This window comes from Streptomyces cynarae (assembly GCF_025642135.1).
In the GTDB taxonomy this organism is placed as follows: Bacteria; Actinomycetota; Actinomycetes; order Streptomycetales; family Streptomycetaceae; genus Streptomyces; species Streptomyces cynarae.
In genome coordinates this window covers 134,892-157,964 of sequence record NZ_CP106794.1, presented here as the reverse complement: position 1 = coordinate 157,964, position 23,073 = coordinate 134,892, and the positions used below count along the sequence as shown (strand labels likewise).

Genomic DNA, 23,073 nt, shown 5'->3' with positions numbered 1-23,073 from the left:
CCGCCCCTACGCCGCACGAACCCGGTAGCTACCTGCCCGGCGCCCGCGGGGATGGTCCCAAGGGGATCGTCGAGGTTTGGAAGAAGATCGGCTGCTCCCCGCACCCGCGGGGATGGTCCCCAGACCGGCTGGGCCTTCAAGGACCGCGTCGTCCGCTCCCCGCACCCGCGGGGATGGCCCCATCAACCTCCCGGGTGTCAGCGACGCTACGGTCTGCTGCCCGCACCCGCGGGAATGGTCCCACGACTTTCCTCCACGGGCCGATGGTCACCGGCTGCTCCCCGTACTCGCGGGGATGGTCCCGCTGTACGGCGCAACGTGCACCAGCACGCGCACTGCTCCCCGCACCCGCGGGGATGGTCCCGACGGCATCGGCCTGGCCAACACCACATGGTTCTGCTCCCCGCACCCGCAGGGATGGTCCCGACGTGGAGACGCTCAGGCAGAACCTGGAGCGCTGCTCCCCGCGCCCGCGGGGATGGTCCCTTGTCGATGCCCGACGGCTCGGGCTTCTTGCCCTGCTCCCCGCGCCCGCGGGGATGGCCCCGTGACCCAGCAGCGCTTGTCACAGCCGGTGGTCTGCTCCCCGCGCCCGCGGGGATGGTCTCTTGGCCGGGCAGGACGGCGGAAGGAGCTTGCGCTGCTCCCCGCGCCCGCGGGGATGGTCCCGAACGTCATCGTGTGGGAAAAGGACACGGCGACTGCTCCCCGCGCCCGCGGGGATGGTCCCGGAAGGCTGAGGCGCCAGAACCCGGAGCCGTACTGCTCCCCGCGCCCGCGGGGATGGTCCCCAGAAGGACAACCCCGTCCTGAAGCGTATGCACTGCTCCCCGCGCCCGCGGGGATGGTCCCAAGGTGGGGCTCACCACGAAGGTCGAGGAGAACTGTTCCCCGCGCCCGCAGGGATGGTCCCCTGTCTGGCATCCCCGGCATCGTGGTGAAAAGCTGCTCCCCGCACCCGCGGGGATGGTCCCAACGTCGCCGGCGCCAGCGGCGGATTCGGCGGCTGCTCCCCGCGCCCGCGGGGATGGTCACTGCTGCGCGGAGTGGGTGGCGCCGTTGGTGAGCTGCTCCCCGCGCTCGCGGGGATGGTCCCAGGTAGGCGCACTGGGTCTCGTGGAGCTGGAACTGCTCCCCGCGCACGCGGGGATGGTCCCGGCATCCCCGATTCGGTGGAATACCGGGCGAGCTGCTCCCCGCGCACGCGGGGATGGTCCCCCTCCGAGCATTGCCGCGTGCGCGGCACGGTCCTGCTCCCCGCGCACGCGGGGATGGTCCCTCGTTGACCATGCCCCAGAAGCGTGGCTTGACCTGCTCCCCGCGCACGCGGGGATGGACCCAGACCGGAGATCCGTTTCCAGCCGCCGCCGAGCTGCTCACCGCGCACGCGGGGATGGTCCCTGACGCCCCGGATGCTGCGGGAGCGAGCGGAGATGCTCCCCGCACCCGCGGGGATGGTCCCTGCCCGTCCCACGAGACGGTGACCCCGCCCAGCTGCTCCCCGCACCCGCGGGGATGGTCCCCCGGCGCTGGAGCCCGGCGACGTCCTGCGCATCTGCTCCCCGCACCCGCGGGGACGGTCCCTGGCTCGGCACCACGGTGTACGGAGCCGTCGTCTGCTCCCCGCACCCGCGGGGATGGTCCCACGACGCCGGCCTTGAACGCGCGCCGGGCGTACTGCTCCCCGCATCCGCGGGGATGGTCCCGTGATGCTGGCCCACCTGGTGGGCAACGGCATCTGCTCCCCGCACCCGCGGGGATGGTCCCGTGGCGACGGCGTCCGGGTTGCCGGTGGCGTTCTGCTCCCCGCACCCGCGGGGATGGTCCCATCGACTCCAGCCATACGGTGCCAACCATGACCTGTTCCCCGCACCCGCGGGGATGGTCCCAGGTCTCTCCAGCCGGACGTGAGGAGCATCGCGGAGACGTTGATCGTTGTTGGCGGCGATGACGCCGGCGGTCAGGGGCGGCGCGGTGACGAACACGACGCGGAACCATCCGCCAGGGCGCCCGGCGAGGAACGCCGCGAAGGCGACCGGCGGCCGGTCCTCGTCTCGCCTGCCGCGATAACGACGCGGTCGGTGCGCTCCGACACGCCGAATGGATGGCCCTCAGCAGATGCTAAACGCCCTGGCATGACGGGTATGCGGTCTCCTAACTCCCTTACAAATTAGGCATGTTCACCGGATGAGAGGGACCGGGAACTGTGGGGGTGAGGAGTAGCCTGAGGCCTTCCTCTTGACCCATCGCGGAGGTGCGCGCCCGGTGTCCCGGTCTTTTGTTCACCTGCACAACCACACCGAATACTCCATGCTCGACGGTGCTCAGAAGCTCAAGCCGATGTTCGCCGAGGTCGCGAAGCAGGGCATGCCGGCCGTAGCGATGAGTGACCACGGCAACATGTTCGGTGCGTATGAGTTCCAGCAGGTGGCCAAGGGCTTCGACGGCGTCAAGCCGATCATCGGGATCGAGGCGTATGTTGCCCCGTCGTCGCGGCGTAACCGCAAGCAAGAGTTTTGGGGGCCGGGCGGGCAGCGCGCCATGTCGGACGACGGTGAGGGCTCGAAGGACGTGTCCGGCGGTGGCCGCTTCACTCACATGACGATGTGGGCGACGGGTGCGCAGGGCCTGCGGAACCTCTTCTATCTCTCGACGGAAGCCAGCTATACGGGCCAGTTCCCGGCGGGCAAGCCCCGTATGGACATGGAGCTGATCAGCGAGCATGCCGAGGGGATCATCGCGACGACCGGTTGCCCGTCCGGCGCGATCCAGACCCGGCTGCGGCTGAACCAGTATGACGAGGCGCGCGAGGCCGCCGCTGCCTACCAGGACATCTTTGGCTGTGAGAACTACTTCTTGGAGCTGATGGATCACGGGCTGTCCATCGAGCGGGAAGTTCGGGATGGTCTGTTGCGTCTGGCCAAGGAGCTGAACATTCCGCTGCTGGCCACGAACGACGCGCACTACATCCACGAGGGCCAGGCTGACGCGCACGACAATCTGCTGTGCATCGGTGTCGGCAAGAACAAGGCCGATGAGAAGCGGTTCCGGTTCCAGGGCAGCGGCTACTACCTGAAGACTGCGCAGGAGATGCGGTCTTTGTTCTCCGAGCTGCCGGAGGCGTGCGACAACACGCTGCTGATCGCCGAGCGGGTCAGCTCGTACGATGAGGTTTTCGATTACGTCGATGAGATGCCGCAGTTCCCTGATGTTCCGGAGGGGGAGACGCAGGAGTCGTGGCTGCGCAAGGAGGTCCTGAAGGGGCTCGCTATGCGCTACGGCGACCCGATCCCCGCTGAAGTGCTGGAGCGTTTCGAGATCGAGATGTCGGTCATCGGCCCCATGGGGTTCTCCTCCTACTTCCTCGTCGTGGCCGACATCTGCAAGTACGCGCGCGACAACGGGGTCCCGGTCGGACCGGGTCGTGGTTCGGCCACTGGCTCGATCGTCGCGTACGCCACTCGGATCACCGAGCTGTGTCCCTTGGAGCACGGCCTGCTGTTCGAGCGGTTCCTCAACCCCGAACGCATCAACCCGCCAGATGTCGACCTCGACTTCGACGACCGCCAGCGCGACAAGATGGTGCGTTACGTCACCGAGAAGTACGGCGACGAGTACACCGCCATGGTGAACACGTTCGGCAAGATCAAGGCCAAGAACGCGATCAAGGATTCCTCCCGGATCCTCGGCTACCCCTTCTCTCACGGTGAGCGCATCACGAAGGCACTGCCGCCGGACATCATGGGCAAGTCGATCCCGCTCGACGGCATCTTCGACGCGGAGCACCCGCGCTACGGGGAGGCCGGCGAGATCCGGCAGATGTACGAGAACGAGCCGGACGTGAAGAAGGTCATCGACACCGCCAAAGGTGTCGAGGGCCTGACTCGAGGCACCGGCGTCCACGCGGCCGCAGTGATCCTGTCCAAGACCAAGCTGACCGACCGCATCCCGCTGCACATGCGGGCCTCCGACGGCGTGAAGATCACCGGCTTCGACTATCCGTCATGCGAAGCCATGGGTCTGATCAAGATGGACTTCCTGGGGCTGCGGAACCTGGGCGTCATCGACCACGCCCTCCAAAACATCCGGGAGAACCGTGGCGTCAAGCTCGTCACCGTCGACCCGCTGAACGGCGACAAGGACACCATCGTCATCCCCCTGGATGACAAGAGGACCTTCGAACTGCTGGGCCGAGGCGACACCTTCGGCGTGTTCCAGCTCGACGGCGGCGGCATGCGCGCCCTCCTCAAGCTGATGGAGCCGACCCGATTCGAGGACATCGCGGCAGCCCTGGCGCTGTACCGGCCCGGCCCGATGGCCGCCAACGCCCACACCAACTACGCACTGCGGCAGAACGGCAAGCAGGACCCCGACCCCATCCACCCGGAACTGAAGGAAGTCCTCGACCCGATCCTGGGCAGCACCCACCACCTGCTCATCTTCCAAGAGCAGATCATGGCCATCGCCCGGACCCTCGCCGGGTACACCCTCGGCGGCGCCGACATGCTGCGCCGCGCGATGGGCAAGAAGAAGCCCGAGGTCCTGGCCGCCGAGTGGAAGAACTTCCACACCGGTATGACCGGCAACGGCTACTCGGAAGAAGCCACCAAGGCGATCTGGGACGTCATGCTCCCGTTCTCCGGCTACGCCTTCAACAAGTCCCACACCGCCGGATACGGGCTCGTCTCCTACTGGACCGCGTACCTGAAGGCAAACTACCCGGCCGAGTACATGGCCGCCCTGCTCACTTCCGTCGGCGATGACAAGGACAAGGCCGGCGTCTACCTGGCCGACGCCCGCAAGCTCGGCGTCACCGTCCTTGCGCCCGACGTCAACGAATCCCTGGCCGAGTTCGCGGCCGTCGGTGACGACGTCCGCTTCGGCCTGCTCTCGGTGCGCAATGTCGGCGAGAACGTGATCGAGGCGATCATCACCGCACGCAAGTCCAAGGGGAAGTTCACCTCGTTCCAGGACTTCCTCGACAAGGTCGACCTGCCCGCGCTGAACAAGCGGGCCATCGACTCACTCATCAAGGCCGGCGCGTTCGACTCCCTCGGACACACTCGCAAGGGCCTGGCAGCCGTGCATGAGATGGCAGTCGACGCGGTCGTCCCGCTGAAGAAGGCCGCCGCGTACGGGCAGGACGATCTGTTCGCCGGCATGGGCGGCGCCGACGGCGGCGCCAAGGACTCCGGGTTCGCTCTCGACATGAAGATCGGTGAGGAGGAGTGGCCGCGCAAGCAGCTCCTGTCCACCGAGCGCGAGATGCTTGGCATGTACGTCTCCGCCCACCCACTGGACGGCACCGAGAACATCCTCGCCGCCAACCGCGACACCACGATCGTCGACCTACTGTCCTCCGGCCACACCGAGGGCATCGTGCGCCTGTCGGGCCTGATCACCGGCGTACAGCTAAAGATGACCAAGCAGGGCAACAACTGGGCGATCGTCAACCTTGCCGACCGAGACGGCACAATCGAAGTCCTCTTCTTCCCCGCCACGTACCAGCTCGTCGCAGGCGCCCTGGTCGAAGACAGCGTGGTGTCCGTCCAGGGCCGCATCAACGACCGAGACGGCACGATCAGCATCTTCGGACAGGAACTGCAGGTACTCGACGTCACCTCAGCAGAACGCACCAGCGCGGCACCCGTCGCGCTCACGCTGCCCTACCACCGCATCAATCAGCCCGCAGTCAAGGAACTCCGGCGCATCGTGGGGGCTCACCCCGGCGAGAACCCGGTCCACCTCTCGGTTCGCGGAGTACAGAAGACGATCGTCTACCGCTTGCAGGCCACCGTGAACGCCACGACGATCGCCTCCGACATCAAAGGATCATTCGGACCCGACGCATGGCAAGGCATTGCGTGAACGCTCCAAACGCCAGCAACGAGGAGATCCACCTACGGGTCGACATCCCTCCGCCTTGCACACGATGCGACGGACCAACCCTCCTCCTAGTCCGATTCCCACACTCATGGACAAACGGCAATGGCCAAAGAATCGAAGGCCTGCGCGAGAGCACACTGTGCTCGGTCTGCGACCGGGGGAAGAGGGAGACCGAAGCCCTGTCACAGCTCCTTACGGTCTACGACAAGCTCGACGCGACCGACTTCGAATCCTTCGCAGGTTTGGCAGCAGCGTGGGTCGAGTCCTTACGCCAGGAATATGTCGATCTCGACCTTCTCGCCAACGAGCATGGACAGTGGCAACGCGGCAACCTCTGGCCATTCGAAGAGCGTGTCGGCTGCTGCCTCCGGCCCAGGCTCTCGGTGCCGTGACCTCTTAGAAGCCAATGACCAGCCGAACGCCCGATAGGCTCGGTACGCACTAGATGCCGGATTCTATGGAAGTGCTCAACTTCCATGACCAGCGGTCATAAACCCCCAGGTCAGCAAGTCTGCTCCCCGCACCCGCGGGGATGGTCCCCCGGTCATCGACACGGTGTACGCGCGGACCGGCTGCTCCCCGCACCCGCGGGGATGGTCCCGTGAAGCTTCCGGACGCCTCGGAGAGCTTCCACTGCTCCCTGCACCCGCGGGGATGGTCCCTGCCCACCGAGGGGGGTGTTGACGTTGGAGATCTGCTCCCCGCACCCGCGGGTATGGTCCCCGTCGGATAGCAGCCACCGCGTTCACCCTCACCTGCTCCCCGCACCCGCGGGGATGGTCCCTACCTGACCGGCGCCCAGATCGTCGCCCTGGTCTGCTCCCCGCACCCGCGGGGAGTCCCACCCACTGGCTGTCGTGGCCCTTCAACATCCGCTGCTCCCCGCACCCGCGGGGATGGTCCCGCAGTGTCACCCGTGATCGTGGTCGTGGTGCCCTGCTCCCCGCAGCCGCGGGGATGGTCCCATGGCCCGCAGCTCGTCCTGAGACACGAAGTCCTGCTCCGCGCACCCGCGGGGATGGTCCCGCCTGGAACCAGGACCTGGCGAAGGCAGCGGACTGCTCCCCGCACCCGCGGGGATGGTCCCCGGCTGATCATTCCCCGCGGTGAGATCACCGACTGCTCCCCGCACCCGCGGGGATGCGTCCACGTCCGCACCAGCGCCGTGGGGTTCGCCCCGAGGCCGGTGGGGGAGCCATGCTGTCTTGAGGTCGCCCCGCCATCCGGGCGCCGCCTGCGGTAGGCCGCCGGCTACCCGACCACATGCGTGAGACTGAGCGCGTCAGCTGGCCCATGAGCGCCGCTGTTGGCCCGTCTGAGAACTGAAGCTCGCAGCCACGGAGCGTCACGGAGTCCACGTAGGTTTCCGAAGCTCGATCGCCGGTTACCGGAAAGTCATATTCGGCGCGGTACGGCTCCGTCCTGCCAGCGGTAGAGGTCGCGCAGCAGGGAAATCTCGGCGCCGTGATGGATCAGCTCCCTGTTGACGTGCAGGATCCTGTTCTCCATGGGAAACCGCTCGGGACCCACCGTGGGCGGATTCTCCAGATCAGCGTCCGAGAGCTCGCGGACCCCCGCGTTCCATCTCCCATACATCTCATCGAGCTGTTTTAGCGCCTCGTCAGCGGTCCCCGCGTAGGCGAATGTCTCGGAGTCGACGTCCTGGCCGCCGAAGTACCTTCCGACCCGATAGCCCAGGCACGAGACGATGATGTGCGCCAGCCGCCAGGCAATCGTGGTCACCGGCGCCGGCACCGGGGCAGGGGACGCGGAGTCCATCGTCCAATCCCCAGAACCTGCCGACATCGGTGCGGCCGACGTGCCACGTGGGCGGATGCTCCAGCAGCCGCGTACCGGCTCCCAGAAGTACTCCTCGTCGGTAAGACCCTCCAGCCGTGGCCGCAGGTTCTTGCGCCAGTACCAGTCCAGCTGATCCGCGAGTCGCTCGCTTCTTGTCATTTCCGCACGCTACATAAAACGACAGGTGTACGGGCCGATGACTCCATACCCCCAGCACAGCTCTGCAGAGCAGCTTCTCGTACCAGCTCCCGCGAAAACCCGCAGGTGAGGAAGGCAACCGCTGCCCTACGGGCCACTCTCGACGCTCAGCCGGGCCAACAAACGCGCTCAAGGGCCAGCTCGAGGACTCAGTCTCAATGCGCTCGAAGACCTGATCCCCACCATGTCTACCGGCGGTAGAATCGGCTCTATGAGCAAGCCGACGAGCATCAAAACCAGCGAGGAAGTGCGCGATCGGCTGCGCATCCTCGCGGAGGAGCGCGGCACTACCATCACGGAGCTGCTGGAGGACCTCGCCACCCGGGAGCTCACGGCTGCCGAACGGGAGCAGCGCGCCCGGGAGGCCGCCCGCGAGCTCGGTATCGAGTACACCGAGCAGGTCCAGCAGGCCGGCCAGGACGCCTGGGCGAAGATCCGCGCCCATCAGGGCGGCGCCGCCGCATGAACCTGACGGCCGTCCTGGACCACACTGCTCTGGCCGCCCTGTTCCGTGCGGATCCCTTCCTCACTGGCCTCTATATCGAGGCCTCGCGTGGTACGGGCCGGGTCATCATCCCGTCGCTGTCCATGCTGGCCGCCGAACGGCAGGTCGCCGGTGCGGGCAAGCACGCGGCGTCCCTGCGGTTCGCGGAGAACGTGCCGTTCACCGCGGCGCACGCGGTGGATGCGATGGAGTGGACAAACGTCGACTGGCCGGTGGCGCATGCGGCGGCGATCGCCTGGCAGGCGGTGAAGGCGGGGGAATCACTCACTGTCCTGTCGCTGGAACCCGAGCTGTACGCGGGCACCGGCATCACTCCCTTGAACCCGGCATGACCTTCGAGCCGGCGAGCCCGCAGCGCCGGCCACCGACGGTTGTCAGGATGGCGGATATGGAGAATGCCACGGCGACGCATGACGGGCTGCTGCGGGACGTGTAGACGGTTGCTGACGCCGTGCTCTCCGGCGGTGCTCAAGTATTCACTGTGCGTCATATCGCGCGCTACGTCCCTCTGCCGTAAGGGGGGACTGTGAAGCGATTCCTTGTTGGCGCCACGCTGGCGTCGGTGGGCATGCTCGCAGCGGTGGGCTGCTCGGCATCGCGTGAAGAGGTCTACTGGAACGCTTTTGACACCGGAGCGGCGATCGCCGCGGCTACAAGTCGCCGCCGGAAGATCCGCGGTGTAGCGACGGCATCACCAATACCACCGACCGTCTTATGAAATGCACTGGATGGGGCACCCCTTCACAGGCCTCGGTCCACGAACAGTGCGGTCGAGCAGACGCCCGACGACGTCGCCGATCGGGCCACATAGATGGAGGGCTGCACCGACGGAGCAAACGACTCCCCGAACTACGAGGTCCACGGGAAACATCCCTAGGGCGGCCGTCTGGTACGTCCGCCCATTGGGGGCCGCCGCCAGCGTATGCCGCGTATCTGTCCTCGGTTACCTCCAGCGACGGCATGCCGAGGGGCCGCTATGGCCTGGCCACATCGGCGTTTGGATCGCCGGCCGCACGCATCAGCTCTCGCATCTTCTGGTCGAAGACTGTTCGGAGAGGTTCCCTGCGGACGTCCACGCCGTCGTCTGTAACGAAGTCCCAGTCGAAGCCGATGCTGCCCGGCCTGCCTCGTAGCTGCACTACTCTTACGCCGCGTCCGTCCCCAAGTTCGACGCGGTGCTCTGCCACGGTCCGGTCCGGCACACGCGCTTTCAGCCCGGGTCCAAACGTGGCCACCGCGTTCCGCCCCACCGGCAGGAAGCCGAACGTCCTACCGTCCCAGAGGCTGATGGTGACGAGCCGTGCTCGTCGATCAGCCGCATAGACCGCAATGGCGACGAGATCATTCGGATCCGGCCGCTCCTTGAAGTCCACATCAGAGATTTCACTGAGCGGGAGCCGGTCTGTTACGCCACCGCGCTGTACGAGGTACAGCGCCCTGTCGGACAAGGCAACGTGGACTCGCGGGCCTCGGCCGCTCAAGATTTGGAGCAGGTCAGAGCCGGTTTGGCAGATGTCGACCGCCAGGACGGCCTCGCCGGGCTCCATGAACTGGGCGAGTCTGCGTTCCGCGCGGGCCATTGCTCGCGCCTTGAGGTTGAGGAGCACGGCGCGAATGTAGCTGTCAGTAGGAGGTTCAGCGAGTCCCTCGTCGAGAATTTGTGACGCAGCCCAGTGGTTGTGACGCATGTAAGTACTGCACTGCACAGAGGTGTTGATCTAACAACCGTGATCTGCCACCCGTGACACTCTGGCCGCATGCGGCGCTGGAGAGAGTGACCCGGTTGGGTCGAGGCGCCTGCCTCCGGGGAGGCACGCGGGCGCCAGCGTGCAGGGGCAGGCTCGTTTCCCCCCGTGACGGGTCTGCCCCTGCTCGCAAGACGAAGGCCGACCCGGGCGCCTAAACGTGGCATGGCGTCCGGGCCTTCTCACGGCGTCGCTGGCCACGCCACTCGATCAGGGGCGTCTCGGCGCCATCGTTCCGATCCCAGTCCTCCGACTTGGCAATCCCGCTGGTGGCCGAGGCTGATCGAGTGGCGCGACGGGCCTAGCTGTCAGCGTTCCCTGAGCGCCCGCCGGGCCGCGTTGATCACGTTGTGGGCGTCGTTCCCGTACACGGCGGACTCTTGGAGCGTGTGCCACACGCGTGTGTAGGCGGCGACGCTGTCTGAGTCGTCCAGCCACAGCTCCGCGTGCCAGTCTTCGGCGATCACCAGCCGGTCGTCGAAGATCCAGAAGCCGTTGGCGGTGGGGATCTTCAGGGATGCTCCGAGGGGGATGATGCCGAGTTCCACGGTGTCCATGCCGATGATCCCTGCCAGGCGGTCGAGCTGGCTGGCGAGCACGGATGGCGGGCAGACGAGCGCGTGCAGCGCGGCCTCCCAGACCAGGGCGTGAAGCTTTCGACCCGCCTGGTACAGCCACTCCTGGCGCTTCATCCGCGCCCGGACAGCGGCATCGGTGTCGGGCACCGAGTTCTGGAGGTTGGCGTACCGCAGGAAGATGTAACGGGCGTAGTCGGCCGTCTGCAACATACCCGGTACGACAGCCTCCTCCCATGCGTAGATGGTGGCGGCCTGCGTGACCTGGGCGTTCCAGCTGTCCTGTACCGGCCGGTGGCCTGCGGCGAGCTGACGACGCCATGAGCGGATGTGGGACTCGAAGCCCCTGAGCCGGGCGTCGAGTTCGTCGAAGACCTCCGGCTGCCGATGCCTTCGGCCCACGCCCGCAGATCTTCCGGCGTGGCGGTCTGCTGGCCGTTCTCCAGCTTGTAGACCTTGGAGTGCGGCCAGCCGAGCCGCTGGGCGAGCTGCGTACCGGTGAGCCGGCCCCCAGGGGCTGAGAAGCGCAGCTCCCTCAGCCGTGCCCCGAGAGCTTCCCTCGCCTGCTGGAAATCCGTGCTCACTGGTACCGTTCACTAGCCCTTCGCGCCGAGCTGCGCCGCGAACTGGTCGTAAGGCACGGACGCGTGCACGGCGGCGTCACGCACCTGGCAGTAGCGCAGGACTTCCGCAGGCTCGGTGATGACCTCGACGTCATGGAAGGCGTCCTCGTCGTCGAAGCGGAGCACCGCGACCAAGCAGCTGTCGAAGATCCAGAAGTCCTCTGCGGGCAGCCGGAGCCGGTCGGCATCCTCGCGCCACATGTTCCGCGCGTCCTCGCCCGTGGCCGCGATCTGCTCGGGCCGCGACGGCGATGTCCCGTGCGGCCGTGAGGCTCTGCCTACCCGCAGCGTGTGCGCCCGCCACCTGGTCCAGGAGCTCGCCAAGAAGGTGGCCTGATGCTCCAGAACACGCAGCTCAGCGGCGTCGACTTGTCCCGCCGCACTCCGCGCCGCGAAGGAAACGGCCCGCAAGAACGGCGGCCGCGCGGCAAAGCCGAAGCCCCACGCCAGGACACCGGTCCGGCGGGACGGGCGCGCCCCGATGAGGCTGGGCGACGTGCTCGGTGCACTGGTCACCGAGCGGGCCTGGGGATCCCGGCCGCCATCGCCCCACAGCTCGCCGGGCATGTCGCAGTACCATTCACGGTAGCTGAGGAGTCCTCCCAAGGGGCATGGGCACCCACGCGCTCTCGAGAGGGCGCAGCCCGACTCTCCCATTGAAGATCGACGTCACCCCACAGGCTTGAACGTCCCGCACTCGTTCTTGAACAACTCCCCAGCCCGCAGCGTGACCGTCAGCGTCGTCGCCTGCGTCACGAACTTGTTCTCGATGATGTCCCCAGACCGCGACGTCCGCTCCCAATAGCACTCCGAGAAGTGCCCGATCGCACGGTATGTACCCGGGGCGATCTCCTGTACGTCCGAATCGGACGACGGGTCGTATGGCTTCGGGTTGGTCGTCACCTCATACTCGCCCCCCGATAGCCACCGCTCGTAATGCCCGGACGCCGCCTGCCTCACCGTGGACGTCCACTTCGGGCACAGCTTCGGCACCCCAAACTCGAGGATTTTGACCCCGTCGCCGTCCATGTTCCCGCTCTCCGCTAGCCACTGTGGACGTGACGCGCCATCTTTCGCCGACACCGGCAGCGAGTCGCAGATGTCCTGTACGTACTCGCTCGCGGACGAGTACAGACTGTCGTACGTCCACCCCTCCTCATCTGCCTTCCGGTCGATCTCACCCTCAGGACCGGGCGCATACTCCACGTCCGTGCTTTCATCCGCCGTCGCGGAGTCCGTTGGCACGACCGCGTACGTCACCTCGTCAGACGGCGAGGCACTCGCCGTTGCGTCCTGTGTCTCTGAGCCGCCCCCGCAGCCCCCAACCAACAGCACCGCGGCCAGCCCAACGACCGCAGCCCCCACCCTGCGCATCTCACTCATGACTGCGCATGTTCCACCCCAACTACGTTCAAGGGAAGCCCTATCGCGACTATTAGAGACCAGCCGTGAAACCGTGCGCCCTGGAGGGGCAAATCGACCAACCCACAAGGTCACTGCGGAGCCCCTGGGCCGTCACGGCTCTGCAACGGCCCAGACGGCCGACACCGCGAACGCAAGTGTGTGGACGTGCACTCGACATCAACAGCCTCATCGGCATAGGCGGTACCCTCGCGTCCGTCGCACTCGGTGCCGGATTGACCGCCCGTATCAACTCCAGCGCGGCTGCCCGCGCCGATGCCAAAGCCGAACGCGACGCTCTCGGGGCTCAGTTCGACGCAATGCTGCTCGCCGTCGCCGGACTCCGGGCGGCCATCGAGGCTGACCATGTCCTATGGCGCGGCTGGAAGGAGCAGGCGCGCACCTTCCTCCTGGCGGCGGTGACCGGACTCGCCCCCGCCTCGTTCGTCAGGGGCTCCGACCGCCGGGAGATCGCCGCCGCCCTCGGTGGCGCAGGCTGGTTCCTGGCCCACGAGCGACACCAGTCGAGGACCGCCTCGGCCGGCATCACACCGAAGCTCGAAGCTGTCGTAGCTGCCGCAGCTCCGCTCCAGCGACACCCCAGCAGGGAAGTGGTCGCAGCCACCGACAGACTCTTGACGGCCGTCTTTAGCTACCACGAGTCGCGCGACCCGCAGCACCTCGAAGCAGCTGCGGCCGACTTCGGAAACGCGGTGCGCGGCGAGCTCCACCCGGTCCCACGACGGCGTCTCTGGAGGCGCCGCGGCGACCGGTAACCTCCGGCAGCCTGCGGCATAGGCTGATCGCGAGCGCTGGCAAGAGGCAGGCGCCCCGGCGCCGTACCGCGCCCGCGTCGGGGCGGACCGCGCGAACCCCGGCCGCTCGGGAGACGGTAGCCCGGGGCCGCCTCCCATTAGTCGACGGTCCACACGGCGTCGTGGCAAACTCCCCTGCGTCCTAGCCGTGTTGCCGCGTATCGTCCGTACCATGGCGAGCACAATCTGCGGCTGGTGCGGCGACCGGACGCACATGACCATGGTCTTGGACCCGTACGAACTGCCCCCAGCGGTATGGCCGACGGACCGGTCCGGGTCGCGTGACAGGGATCGGCCCGTCTACATGGCGGCCTTCAAGTGCTCGAACGAGAACTGCGAGCGTCTGTCTGTCGGATGGACAAGCCTGCACAGGCCAACGATGGGCCACCCGAAGCACCAGTTCCCGAGAGAGCGCCTTGAGTGGGAACCGGTCAAGGCGAGGCGCCCAGAGTTCCCGGACGTTCCGGAGCAGATTGCTGCGACGGCCAGTGAAGCACACGCGTGCCTCAGTATCGGTGCGGCCAAAGGCGCAGTGGCGCTGGCGCGGGCGGTCGTGGAAGCGACGGGCAAGGCCAAGGGCGTCGCCTCCATCGGCATCCAGAGCAAGATCAATGCTCTGCGCGACGCCCAGATCATCAGCCCATTGACGGCGGCGACCAGCGAGCGCATCCGGAAGGACGGCAACAGCATCGCCCATGGAGACATCGGTGACGAGCCGATCTCGGTGGATGATGCCACCGCCATCCTCGAGTTCATGGACGAACTGCTCGATGAGGTCTTCCAGCGACCTGCCAAACTACAGCGGCTTCAGCAGAGGGGCGAGGAGCGGAAAGCAGGCAACCTTCCTGGCCAGCAGCTGCCCCCGGCGCCTGGCGGAGGCCCGGCGTAGGGGCGGGCTATCGGCCTTCCGTCCGCCGGGCCGCGCGAACCCATGCGGCCCGGGAGGGATACAACCCCGGTCCGCCCGCCAGACAACCGCGTTAGAAGGCGCGCGTGTTCGTCACATCTCCGACACGATTCATGCACGTTGCATGTAAGTGCCTTCACAACGACCTCACAATGGCGGGCGTCAACACCGTCCTTGGGGGGACCATGCACGTCAGAACAACCGCGCTCGCCACCATCGCCGTCCTCGCCGCCACGCTCACCGCGTGCAGCAGCGACAAACCCGACAGCAAGCCCAGTCACACTGCTGGGGACAGCGCGTCCGTTGCCAACCAGTCGAGCCCCGCCCGCGCCACCGTGCGCCTCGTCTGGAGCCACACCGGCAAGGACGTCGCCGGGACCACGGCACTCACGTACGTCGCCAGGGTGTCGAACCCGGGCAGCTCCGTGGCGTCGGTCGCCATCGACGCGCGAGCCCTGGACAAGACCGGCGCCATCGTCGGCTCGGCAGAGGAAACTCTTCCGAACATATCCGCCCACACCACGTTCGACTTCCTCGGCACCCTCGGCGGCAGCCTCACCCAGTTCACCGGAACCCCCGCAAAGATCGACGTTACGCAGGCGAAAGACGCCTTCGGTATGGCCGGATCCGTCGAACAGCCCATGCTCGTCACCAGCGAACTGAAGCTGACTCAAGGCAGCCGCGACGACCTGTTCACGGACGATCCGTATGCCTACAACCTGACCGTGAAGGTCACCAACAGCACGCACGACGAGCTGAAGGGCATGGTCACGCAGCAGGTGATTCTCTACAACGCGGCCGGCCAGGTCGTCGGCGGAGACACCGGCACATCCGACAACGCCCCGGACAACCTTCCCGCCGGGATGACCTACCGCGAGCAGTGGACCGGCATCCCCGCCGCGGGCAAGGCAACCCGCGCCATCTACACCGTGTGGGGAGGCTGATCTGAGTACTCGCCCCGGGCGGCCGTACACCGCCGCGTTCCGGGCGGGCCGCGCGAACCCGTGCGCCCGGGAGGGCACAACCCCGGCCCACCCATAAGCAGGTCAGACGAAACGTCGGGTCTTGGGGTCCACCTTCCCGAGGGTGCACATCCAGAAAATCATGTCGACCATGCCGAAGCAGAGCCGTAGAGACATCCGGACAAGGGAAATGGCAAGGCCGATCATCGAGTCCCTTTCAAGGCCCGCTGAGAACTAAGCGCCGCCCGGCCAGCCACTGCGAGTGGCCGGACGGTCCGTTGGCTGTCCACGGGCCTACCTGTAGAAGACGGCCACGCCCCCGTGATGCGAGCACGCGCCCTGATGGTGGGCGGCATACGAGTACGTACCGTCGTTGCAGAGCGCGGTCGCACCGTTCCCGGCACTGCTGGAACCACCGGAGGAGCTGGACCCGCCGCTCCCCGACGACCCGCCCGACGAGCCCCCGCTGCTCCCCGAATCAGCAGCTGCCGCGTGCGCGGTGACGGTCACCTTCACCTCGACCGTCTCCGTCGCCGTAGCCGTCGCGGTAATTGTGGCGGTCGGCTGCACCTTGTCGGATGCGGCCTTTGCGGCGTTCCCACTCTGCTGGTCGCTGGCACCGGCGCCGATGCCGAGGAAGAAAGCGAGGCCGATCGCGGGCAGCACGTACCGCTTCCGCGCCCACTTCGGCGCGGGCGGTGCTGGCGGAGTATGCCGCGGCGGCATGGTGTACGGGTTGCTCATGCGTCCCCCCAGGATGCGTTAGAGGGATGACCGTAGCGCCAGTTGTGAAGCCAGTGTGCTGATTTCGTGTAACGGTCACCTATTCGTGACGTGTCGGCTGCCGGTTGACGACATCCCCTGCGTAGCGCAGTTGGACGCCCGGCTCGAACCCGGCCTGCTCGATCATCGCGTCCATGCTGTTGACCTTGTACCGGCAGTGCACGCCCGCCAGCGTCGGATGCGGCAAACGGATCTCGCCGACACCCTCGGTCATCGTGCCGGTCTCGCCCTGGTTCGGGCCGCTCATCACGTAGTAGCGCACGGCGCGCACTCTTCATCCCGCCGCAGAGCTTCGCAAATCGTGTCGATGAGTTCGGCGCGGCAGGCGTTCCAGGAAGAGCCGGATGCGGACGGCGCTCGTGAACCGGCTGTCCGATGCCTGGTGCTGGCTGGAGGCGCAGGCGCTGCTGTCCCGGGAACCCACCAGTCCGAGGCGTTCCGCCGGATCTCCAGCGACGGCATGGACTTGGTGAAGGACCCGCAGGGCTTCACGCGGCTCGAGGCCCGCGAGCGGCTTTCCGGTCCGTTCACCCGGACCTGGAAGACACGGTGCGCACCACCTTCGACCTGGGGTACTAGGAGACAGCTCGACAACTCCCTGGTCGGAGTGAAGCTGATGAGGGAGGCGTTCCGCCCTCATGACAACGGCAAGGCTGGCGGCGCGCTGGCCGACGCTGAAGCCGAGGGCGGGGAGCAGGCGGCCACCACCAACCTGTTCGCCCGGCGCCATGGGCGCCTACAAGAACCCAGCCAGCCACCGCACCGTCGATTTCGACGACCCGATCGAGACAGCAGAGATCATCCAGTTCGCGGACCTGCTGCTGCGCCAGGTCGAGCGGGCCAAACGCCGCATCGGCGAGGCAAGCGCGTAGAGGGCGCACACGGTGCGGGGTCTGCGAAGCCGTCGGCCCTCCCAGAGGCCGGGAGGGACGGCGCAGCCCCGCCCAGGTGTCCGCGGCCATCAGCTACCTGTTGCTCAGCGGCTGCGCCTGGCGACCCCTGCCGCCGTGCTTTGGCATCTCGAAGTCCACTGCCCACCGCAGGTTCCTCATATGGGCTAGTACTACAGCCGGTGATTTCACGGTGAGTGAGATCGGGCTTCTCGGGCGCAGTAGTGGCCGGCGCAGGCTCGGGCCTGGTGGCGTATGCGCCAGCGGTGCCAGTGCAGGACCAGCCAGGTCCGGGCGGTGGTCCGGTCGTGGCGTCGGTGCCGCCGTCGGCCAGGTGCCCACACGCGCCCGGAACTGGGTCGGAGAAGCCGAGCAACCTTGACTTGAACACGTTCAAAAATACGTCTACAGTCAGTCCTGTCAGCGTTTTGAACGCGTTCAAGAAGGGGTGGGGCATGGACCGCACCGTCATCGCCTACGTCATCTACCTGGTCGTCAGCATCGCGCTGACCATCTGGGTGGCCCGCACGCTCAGCCGCAACGGCCGGATCTTCCTCGCCGACGTGCTGCGCGGCAACGAGCAGCTCGCGGGCGCCGTCAACCACCTCCTGGTCGTCGGCTTCTACCTGGTCAACCTCGGCTTCGTGGCGCTGTATCTGAGCGGTGGCGAGACGATCGAGAACACCCGGGGCATCTTCGAGGCGCTGTCGACCAAGCTGGGCGTGGTCCTGCTGGTGCTCGGCGTGATGCACCTGGGCAATGTGTTCGTGCTCAACAAGATCCGGCGGCGCGGCGTCATGGAGCGCGAGCAGCGGCCTCCGGTCACCCCTCAGGGCTGGGTCCCGCCCACGGTCGGGGCGTGAAGGCCGTGACCACCGGGGCGGCGGACCGGGGCGTCCTGAAGGCTCCGGTCCACGGCTTGACCGTCCTGTACGACGCCGAGTGCACCCTGTGCACCCATCTGCGGAACTGGCTGGCGCGGCAGTCGCAGCTGGTGCCGCTGGAGCTGGTACCGGCGGGCTCGGCCGAGGCCCGGGCACGGTTTCCCGGACTCGACCACTCCGCCAGCCTCGACGAGGTCACCGTGGTCGGCGACTCCGGGCAGATCTACCAGGGCTCGCGCGCCTGGATCGTCGTGCTGTGGGCACTGCGGGAACACCGCCCGCTCGCCCACAAGCTGAGCACTCCGGCCGGCGCGAAGCTGGCCCGGGGCGCTGTACTTGCGGCGGCTAAGACGTCATCTCAATTGGTGGCTGATGGCGTAGATAGTTGCTGGCAGGCGTGCCGTGGGGACGGTTGAATGTCGTCGTGAGCGACCACTGGACACCCGCGCATCACGCGGTCGAGCAGGAGGATGCTGAGGCCTTGGCCCGGTTGCTGGCCGCTGGTTCCGATCCCGATGAGGTCTTCAGCAACATGACGCTGCTGACGCACGCGATCGATGTCGAGGGTGATGGCTCTCTGCAGAGCGGGCAGCCGTTGACTGTGCACACCACGGCCGTGCTGCTTGCCTTCGGGGCTGATCCGGAGCTCGCAGACCCAGACGGCCGCACCCCCATGGACATGGCCAATCACCACGGCCACGACCTGGCCGTGAAACTGCTGCAGGCCCACATCAGCAGACAAGCCGCCGATAACAGATGAGGGTGCAGGCGATGCTCGTGAAGGCGAGGAAGTGCTCGGCCTTACGCTCATAGCGGCGGTGGAGGCGGCGGCAGCCGGCGAGCCAGGACATGGTGCGCTCGATGGTCCAGCGGTGGCGGCCGAGTCGCTGCGAGGTCTCGATCCCCTTGCGGGCGATGCGGTGCTTGATGCCGCGCTCTCGTAACCATCGCCGCAGGTGAGGATAGTCGTAGCCCTTGTCTGCGTGGAGCTTGTCCGGCCTGCGTCGCCGCCGCCCGCGGCGGGAGCGGATCGGTGGTATGCCCTTCACCAGGGGAATCAGTGCCTGGCTGTCGTGCAGGTTCGCCCCGGAGATTCCGACGGACAGGGGCAGACCCGTCCGCTCGGTGATCAAATGGATCTTCGATCCGTACTTGCCCCGATCAACAGGATTCGGGCCTGTCAGGTCCCCCTTTTCAGGGCCCGCATGTTCACCGAGTCGATCGCGCAGCGGGACCAGTCCAACTCGCCGCGGGAGCCGAGCTCGTCGAGGACCAGGCGGTGGAGCTTGGCCCACACCCTGGCCTGCGTCCACTCGGCAAAACGGCGGTGAGCCGTCGCCCCCGACGGACCGAACGACGCAGCGGGCAACTGCTGCCACGTGCAGCCCGACGTGGCCACGAACACGATCGCGGCCAGCACTTCACGGTCGCCATGCCGGCGGCGGCCACCGCCCTGAGGCCGCGAAGGGGCGTCAGGCACCACCCGCTGGAACAACTCCCACAATTCGTCCGGCACCAGCCGCTCAACAATCCTCACCACGACCCACAGCCTACCGATGCCACCAATTGAGATGACGTCTTAGGCCGCGACTACATCCGGCCGCGGGTGACGGTCTCCCTTTGTTCGAACCCTGATCAAGGCGGGATGACGAGTCACACGTCGCCGGAACAGGCATACAGTGCGCTCGTCCTATTCGATCTCCAAGGAAAACCCTAGAAGGGATCTAGGTGAACAGACCTCTCAGACGGCTGCTGGTGGCCGCGGGGAGCATGGCGCTGGCGGCAGTGCCGCTCAGCGCACCGGCGCAGGCCGCCACCATGTCGGCGAGCGCTTGCCCGTCCGGCTACCTGTGCGGATGGAGCGGTACGGACGCGACCGGCTCCATGATGAAGACGCGCACCGACATGCCCACGATGGGAACATGGGACAACAGGATCCGCTCCTACTGGAACCGCACGTCCAGCGTTTCCTGCCTCTACAGCGACCCGAAGTACAGCGGCAGCTACTTCCCCGACCCACCGGACAACGGGTTGTCCAGCTACGACTCGAGCCTCGACAAGGCGATCAGCTCCGTCAAGTTCGTTCCCAACGAGCGGGAGTGCGTCGATCCGCCCTACGCCGGGTGGTACGCGCAGCCCAGCCCGAGCACCGCCGGGTTCGGCGACCTGAACGGTGACGGCCGCGCGGACCTGCTGTCCCGGGACCGCAGCGGCCGGCTGTGGTTCGTCTCCGGCACCGGGGACGGCACGCTGCTCGGCGGCGGCTGGAACTCCATGACCGCCCTCACCCGGCACGGCGACCTCACCGGTGACGGCACCGAAGACCTGGTCGCCCGCGACTCCTCCGGCGAGCTATGGCTCTATCCGGGCAACGGCTGGGGCAAGTTCGGCACACGCAAGGACCTCGGTGGCGGCTGGAAGTCGATGGCCACCGTCACCGCCACCGGTGACCTCAACGGCGACGGACGCGGCGACCTGCTGGCCCGTGACTCCGCCGGCACCCTGTGGCTGTACGTGGGCACCGGCCACGGCACCTTCGGCGCCCGCAAGTCCCTGGGCGGCGGTTGGAAGTCCATGAACGCCCTGACCGCACCGGGTGACCTCAACGGCGATCGCCACGGTGACCTGCTGGCTCGCGACGCCTCGGGCAACCTGTGGCTGTACCCCGGCAACGGACACGGCTCCTTCGGCGCCCGGAAACTCCTCGGCGGCGGCTGGGGCCAGATGTCGGCCTTCGTCAGCGTCGGGGACGTCGACGGCGACGGACGCAACGACCTGGTCGCGGCCACCCAGGACGGTTACCTCAACTCCGACGCCACGTTCGAGGCGAACGAGCTACGGCTCTACGCAGGCAACGGCAAGGGCTCCTTCGCCAAGTACCAAGTGCTGTACCGGGACTGGTACGACCTCAACGGCGGCTTCTGAAAGCGGCCTCTCCAAGGATGAACAGCCTTGGAGAGGCTGGCGCCGAGCGGCGCCCACCGCAGCGCCTAGTTGCGAAGCGGCGGGCGCCACCCGCGTTTTCCCGGGGTGGTCAAATCTGGCCGTGAGGCGCTCCACGTTCGGCCTACTGCAGTTGGGCGTCAAATAGCCCAGCAGGCTGCGCCTGCTAGCTCTCATGCGCGTGTGTCATCGACGTCTGAGTCCAGCGCCACGCTCAGGGCCCGCAAGGCGTCATCGTATTGGTAGCGGTCGAATTGGAACGGGCCGAACGCCGTGTAGTCGCGTGTTGTGCGATGGGGTTGCTCGAAAGAGTCCCAAACCACGCAGTCGGCTGTCACGCTGATGCGGGCCATGAGCGGCCAGCATCCCCACTCGCCGCACTCACAACCGAGAACGGGTGTCTTCGGCCCCATCGCGTTCGTGGACCGTCCGAGGAAGTGGTCCCGCATCGGGCCGAACCGGAAGAACTGCGGGATCAGACCACCGTAGGTGTCGCCTGCCGGCTGCATCCCGGCGGCGATCTCAAAGCTGTCGATCAGCTCGGTGAGCGGTACTCCGTCGATGCGGGGGAGGATCACGGGCACGCCGCCGTCGCCACGTCGCTGGCAGTCGAACCGGATCTCATCGCTGGTCATCCACTGATTGTCTCAGCGTAACTGTTCCCTCCTCCTCCCGGATAGGTTGAGCTGAGGTCATGCGTGGCATGCCGAGGTTGATCGCCGTGCCCCCGGGAGACCGTCGGTCCATTTGAGCGAGCTTGTCTTCGGCGCCAGCCAGGCTGACCCGGAGTCCTTCGACCTCTCTACCACCTCTTGGTCGCGACTGCGCCAGCAGCTCGGATCCGCTCTGCCCCGCCTTCACCAGGATGATCAGGTGGAAGTTCTTGCCCAGGTTGACGCCCACAATCCGGCTGACGAGCCCCTCCTGACGGCGCACCTGGCCCCGGCTGACACGAGCTCGCCGTCCCTGTATGCGCGGGTGGCGGCCCGGCTTGGGCCGCGAGGTGCCTGGCGATGCAAAGGCGGCCCGCTCGCAGTGGCAGACCGACATCCTCCAACTCCACCAGCTCTACCCGGTGCACGTAACCGTGCACCGGCAGCGGGCGCCCCGCCACCCGCTGCTGTACGCCGGTGGCGATGGGAGAGGGGACAGCTCCTAGTGTGCGACGTTTGCGCTTCATCGCGCCGTACCCCGCCCGATAGGACCGAAAGCCAGTGGGGCAGCATTTGCGCAGCTACTGCCCACCCGTGAGGGGACGTCATGAGACCCGCTGTCCGCACCACCTCTGCCGTGCTGCTCGCCGGGCTGTTCCTGGCAGGCTGCTCGCCGAAGCTGGAGAACGGCGCCGCCGGATCACTGGGCGCGACGCCGACGTCGCAGGCGCCAGCCACAGGGGCGGGCGGGGGCTCCGGGTCCGCGATCGCCGTTGGTGCTGGCCCCCAGAAGACGTACGCCGTCCAGCAGCAGCCGCCCGCAGGCAGCTGCCATTACCGGCACGAGAATGGGGAGCCGCTTCCGGATCCGAAGTGCACGCCCGGAGCCACCTCCCCGGCTGTCACCCAATCAACTCTGACGTCGACGATCTGTCGGAGGGGCGGCTACACGAAGGGAATCCGGCCGCCCGTCTCGGTCACCAGCAAGGAGAAGAAGCTGAACGCCGCCTCGTATGGCTACACCGGCCACCTCGGGGACGCCGAGTATGATCATCTTCTGAGTCTTCAGCTTGGCGGCGACCCCAACGATCCCAGGAACCTCTGGGTGGAGCCGGCCGACCCCGGTCACAAGTCCGGCGGCGGCATCAACAACAAGAAGGACCCGGTGGAGACAAAGCTGCACACTGCGGTGTGCTCCGGCAAGGTCACCCTTGCCGCTGCCCAGCGGGCCATCGCCAGCGACTGGACTACCGCCCTGGCCAAGCTAGGCCTGAACTGACCAACCGGACCCGCAACATACCGACGCAGCTTCGGGAGGGCTGCACGGAGGCGGAGTGCGACGCCGTCCGGGAGTACGCCCACCGGGAGTGCCGCGCCCGCCAGGACCCGAAGCGGCTATCACCGTGAGGAGCGGCTATGCCTCTGCCTCTTCTCGTCGGGCGCTCCAGGTCCCGGTTCAGCGCACGTCACTGCGGCTCTCCGCATGTGCTCGAGAGGGATCAG

Annotated in this window: 21 protein-coding genes and 3 pseudogenes; 15 read left to right on the top strand and 9 right to left on the bottom strand. The window is 67.1% G+C overall.

The window, feature by feature from the left end; all coding sequences use genetic code 11:
- Nucleotides 1–2,265 precede the first annotated feature (2,265 nt).
- Nucleotides 2,266–5,868: a DNA polymerase III subunit alpha gene (dnaE, locus tag N8I84_RS41755; protein ID WP_263235219.1), complete on the top strand. Its 3,603-nt coding sequence runs from the start codon at nt 2,266–2,268 to the stop codon at nt 5,866–5,868.
- The gene (locus N8I84_RS43370; RefSeq protein ID WP_390899093.1) at nt 5,850–6,278 is read left to right on the top strand and encodes a DUF6300 family protein; all 429 of its coding nucleotides are present in this window, start codon (nt 5,850–5,852) and stop codon (nt 6,276–6,278) included. The genes dnaE and N8I84_RS43370 overlap by 19 nt, the downstream gene beginning before the upstream one ends.
- A gap of 1,003 nt (nt 6,279–7,281) precedes the next feature.
- On the opposite strand, the gene N8I84_RS41750 is transcribed toward N8I84_RS43370, so the two are convergent.
- The gene (locus tag N8I84_RS41750) at nt 7,282–7,845 is read right to left on the bottom strand and encodes a DinB family protein (RefSeq protein WP_263235217.1); all 564 of its coding nucleotides are present in this window, start codon (nt 7,843–7,845) and stop codon (nt 7,282–7,284) included.
- 250 nt (nt 7,846–8,095) lie between these two features.
- Between N8I84_RS41750 and N8I84_RS41745 the strand changes: the two genes are divergently transcribed.
- Together N8I84_RS41745 and N8I84_RS41740 are read left to right on the top strand one after the other, a co-directional pair.
- Nucleotides 8,096–8,350, top strand: a complete 255-nt coding sequence (locus tag N8I84_RS41745; RefSeq protein WP_263235215.1) for a hypothetical protein — start codon at nt 8,096–8,098, stop codon at nt 8,348–8,350.
- The gene (locus N8I84_RS41740; protein ID WP_263235214.1) at nt 8,347–8,721 is read left to right on the top strand and encodes a PIN domain-containing protein; all 375 of its coding nucleotides are present in this window, start codon (nt 8,347–8,349) and stop codon (nt 8,719–8,721) included. The genes N8I84_RS41745 and N8I84_RS41740 overlap by 4 nt, the downstream gene beginning before the upstream one ends.
- Nucleotides 8,722–9,363: 642 nt before the next feature.
- Here the strand turns inward: N8I84_RS41740 and N8I84_RS41735 are convergent.
- The 3 genes and pseudogenes from N8I84_RS41735 to N8I84_RS41725 all read right to left on the bottom strand — a co-directional run.
- A complete protein-coding gene (locus N8I84_RS41735; RefSeq protein ID WP_263235213.1) occupies nt 9,364–9,996 on the bottom strand; it encodes a hypothetical protein in 633 nt (210 codons plus the stop codon).
- A 446-nt stretch (nt 9,997–10,442) separates the two neighbouring features.
- Nucleotides 10,443–11,293: pseudogene (locus tag N8I84_RS41730) on the bottom strand (helix-turn-helix domain-containing protein).
- 12 nt (nt 11,294–11,305) lie between these two features.
- Nucleotides 11,306–11,560 (bottom strand): annotated as a pseudogene (locus N8I84_RS41725) (DUF6879 family protein); the annotation flags it as partial.
- Here N8I84_RS41725 and N8I84_RS41720 point away from each other — a divergent pair.
- Nucleotides 11,532–11,669 carry a hypothetical protein gene (locus N8I84_RS41720; protein WP_263235504.1) on the top strand — a complete coding sequence of 46 codons (138 nt, stop codon included), beginning with the start codon at nt 11,532–11,534 and terminating at the stop codon, nt 11,667–11,669. The pseudogene N8I84_RS41725 and the gene N8I84_RS41720 sit on opposite strands and share 29 nt — an antisense overlap.
- A gap of 332 nt (nt 11,670–12,001) precedes the next feature.
- Here the strand turns inward: N8I84_RS41720 and N8I84_RS41715 are convergent, their stop codons facing one another.
- The gene (locus tag N8I84_RS41715; protein WP_263235211.1) at nt 12,002–12,715 is read right to left on the bottom strand and encodes a hypothetical protein; all 714 of its coding nucleotides are present in this window, start codon (nt 12,713–12,715) and stop codon (nt 12,002–12,004) included.
- 254 nt (nt 12,716–12,969) lie between these two features.
- Between N8I84_RS41715 and N8I84_RS41710 the strand changes: the two genes are divergently transcribed.
- The 3 genes from N8I84_RS41710 to N8I84_RS41700 all read left to right on the top strand — a co-directional run bounded on the left by N8I84_RS41710 (nt 12,970) and on the right by N8I84_RS41700 (nt 15,399).
- The gene (locus tag N8I84_RS41710; RefSeq protein WP_263235209.1) at nt 12,970–13,509 is read left to right on the top strand and encodes a hypothetical protein; all 540 of its coding nucleotides are present in this window, start codon (nt 12,970–12,972) and stop codon (nt 13,507–13,509) included.
- 211 nt (nt 13,510–13,720) lie between these two features.
- A complete protein-coding gene (locus N8I84_RS41705; RefSeq protein WP_263235208.1) occupies nt 13,721–14,437 on the top strand; it encodes a DUF4145 domain-containing protein in 717 nt (238 codons plus the stop codon).
- A 203-nt stretch (nt 14,438–14,640) separates the two neighbouring features.
- The gene (locus N8I84_RS41700) at nt 14,641–15,399 is read left to right on the top strand and encodes a hypothetical protein (protein ID WP_263235207.1); all 759 of its coding nucleotides are present in this window, start codon (nt 14,641–14,643) and stop codon (nt 15,397–15,399) included.
- Between the two features lie 312 nt (nt 15,400–15,711).
- Here N8I84_RS41700 and N8I84_RS41695 read toward each other — a convergent pair whose 3' ends face one another.
- Nucleotides 15,712–16,161 (bottom strand): DUF3761 domain-containing protein, encoded by a 450-nt coding sequence (locus tag N8I84_RS41695; RefSeq protein ID WP_263235206.1) that lies wholly within the window; start codon nt 16,159–16,161, stop codon nt 15,712–15,714.
- A 79-nt stretch (nt 16,162–16,240) separates the two neighbouring features.
- Nucleotides 16,241–16,462 carry a hypothetical protein gene (locus N8I84_RS41690; RefSeq protein ID WP_263235205.1) on the bottom strand — a complete coding sequence of 74 codons (222 nt, stop codon included), beginning with the start codon at nt 16,460–16,462 and terminating at the stop codon, nt 16,241–16,243.
- Between the two features lie 376 nt (nt 16,463–16,838).
- Between N8I84_RS41690 and N8I84_RS41685 the strand changes: the two genes are divergently transcribed.
- The 5 genes and pseudogenes from N8I84_RS41685 to N8I84_RS41665 all read left to right on the top strand — a co-directional run bounded on the left by N8I84_RS41685 (nt 16,839) and on the right by N8I84_RS41665 (nt 18,734).
- On the top strand, nt 16,839–17,072 hold the full coding sequence (locus tag N8I84_RS41685) for a TIGR02391 family protein (protein ID WP_263235204.1): 234 nt from the start codon (nt 16,839–16,841) through the stop codon (nt 17,070–17,072).
- Between the two features lie 79 nt (nt 17,073–17,151).
- A pseudogene (locus tag N8I84_RS41680) lies at nt 17,152–17,259 on the top strand (IS5/IS1182 family transposase); the annotation flags it as partial.
- A 286-nt stretch (nt 17,260–17,545) separates the two neighbouring features.
- Nucleotides 17,546–17,953 (top strand): hypothetical protein, encoded by a 408-nt coding sequence (locus tag N8I84_RS41675; RefSeq protein ID WP_263227373.1) that lies wholly within the window; start codon nt 17,546–17,548, stop codon nt 17,951–17,953.
- The gene (locus N8I84_RS41670) at nt 17,950–18,390 is read left to right on the top strand and encodes a thiol-disulfide oxidoreductase DCC family protein (RefSeq protein WP_390899092.1); all 441 of its coding nucleotides are present in this window, start codon (nt 17,950–17,952) and stop codon (nt 18,388–18,390) included. Before N8I84_RS41675 ends, N8I84_RS41670 begins: the two co-directional genes overlap by 4 nt.
- 8 nt (nt 18,391–18,398) lie before the next feature.
- Complete coding sequence (locus N8I84_RS41665) at nt 18,399–18,734, top strand: ankyrin repeat domain-containing protein (RefSeq protein ID WP_263228084.1); 336 nt, start codon at nt 18,399–18,401, stop codon at nt 18,732–18,734.
- On the opposite strand, the gene N8I84_RS41660 is transcribed toward N8I84_RS41665, so the two are convergent.
- Nucleotides 18,706–19,505 (bottom strand): IS5 family transposase gene (locus N8I84_RS41660; protein ID WP_263234646.1). Its coding sequence is split into 2 segments (ribosomal slippage): nt 18,706–19,166 and nt 19,166–19,505, totalling 801 coding nucleotides; the frame shifts between segments, so codons are not numbered across the junction. The genes N8I84_RS41665 and N8I84_RS41660 overlap by 29 nt on opposite strands.
- 197 nt (nt 19,506–19,702) lie before the next feature.
- On the opposite strand from N8I84_RS41660, the gene N8I84_RS41655 reads away from it, so the two are divergent.
- Nucleotides 19,703–20,899, top strand: coding sequence for an FG-GAP-like repeat-containing protein (locus N8I84_RS41655; RefSeq protein ID WP_263235202.1), 1,197 nt, complete (start codon nt 19,703–19,705; stop codon nt 20,897–20,899).
- Nucleotides 20,900–21,090: 191 nt separating this feature from the next.
- On the opposite strand, the gene N8I84_RS41650 is transcribed toward N8I84_RS41655, so the two are convergent.
- Nucleotides 21,091–21,552: a hypothetical protein gene (locus tag N8I84_RS41650; RefSeq protein ID WP_263235200.1), complete on the bottom strand. Its 462-nt coding sequence runs from the start codon at nt 21,550–21,552 to the stop codon at nt 21,091–21,093.
- A gap of 625 nt (nt 21,553–22,177) precedes the next feature.
- On the opposite strand from N8I84_RS41650, the gene N8I84_RS41645 reads away from it, so the two are divergent.
- Nucleotides 22,178–22,849, top strand: coding sequence for a hypothetical protein (locus N8I84_RS41645; RefSeq protein ID WP_263235198.1), 672 nt, complete (start codon nt 22,178–22,180; stop codon nt 22,847–22,849).
- Nucleotides 22,850–23,073 lie beyond the last annotated feature (224 nt).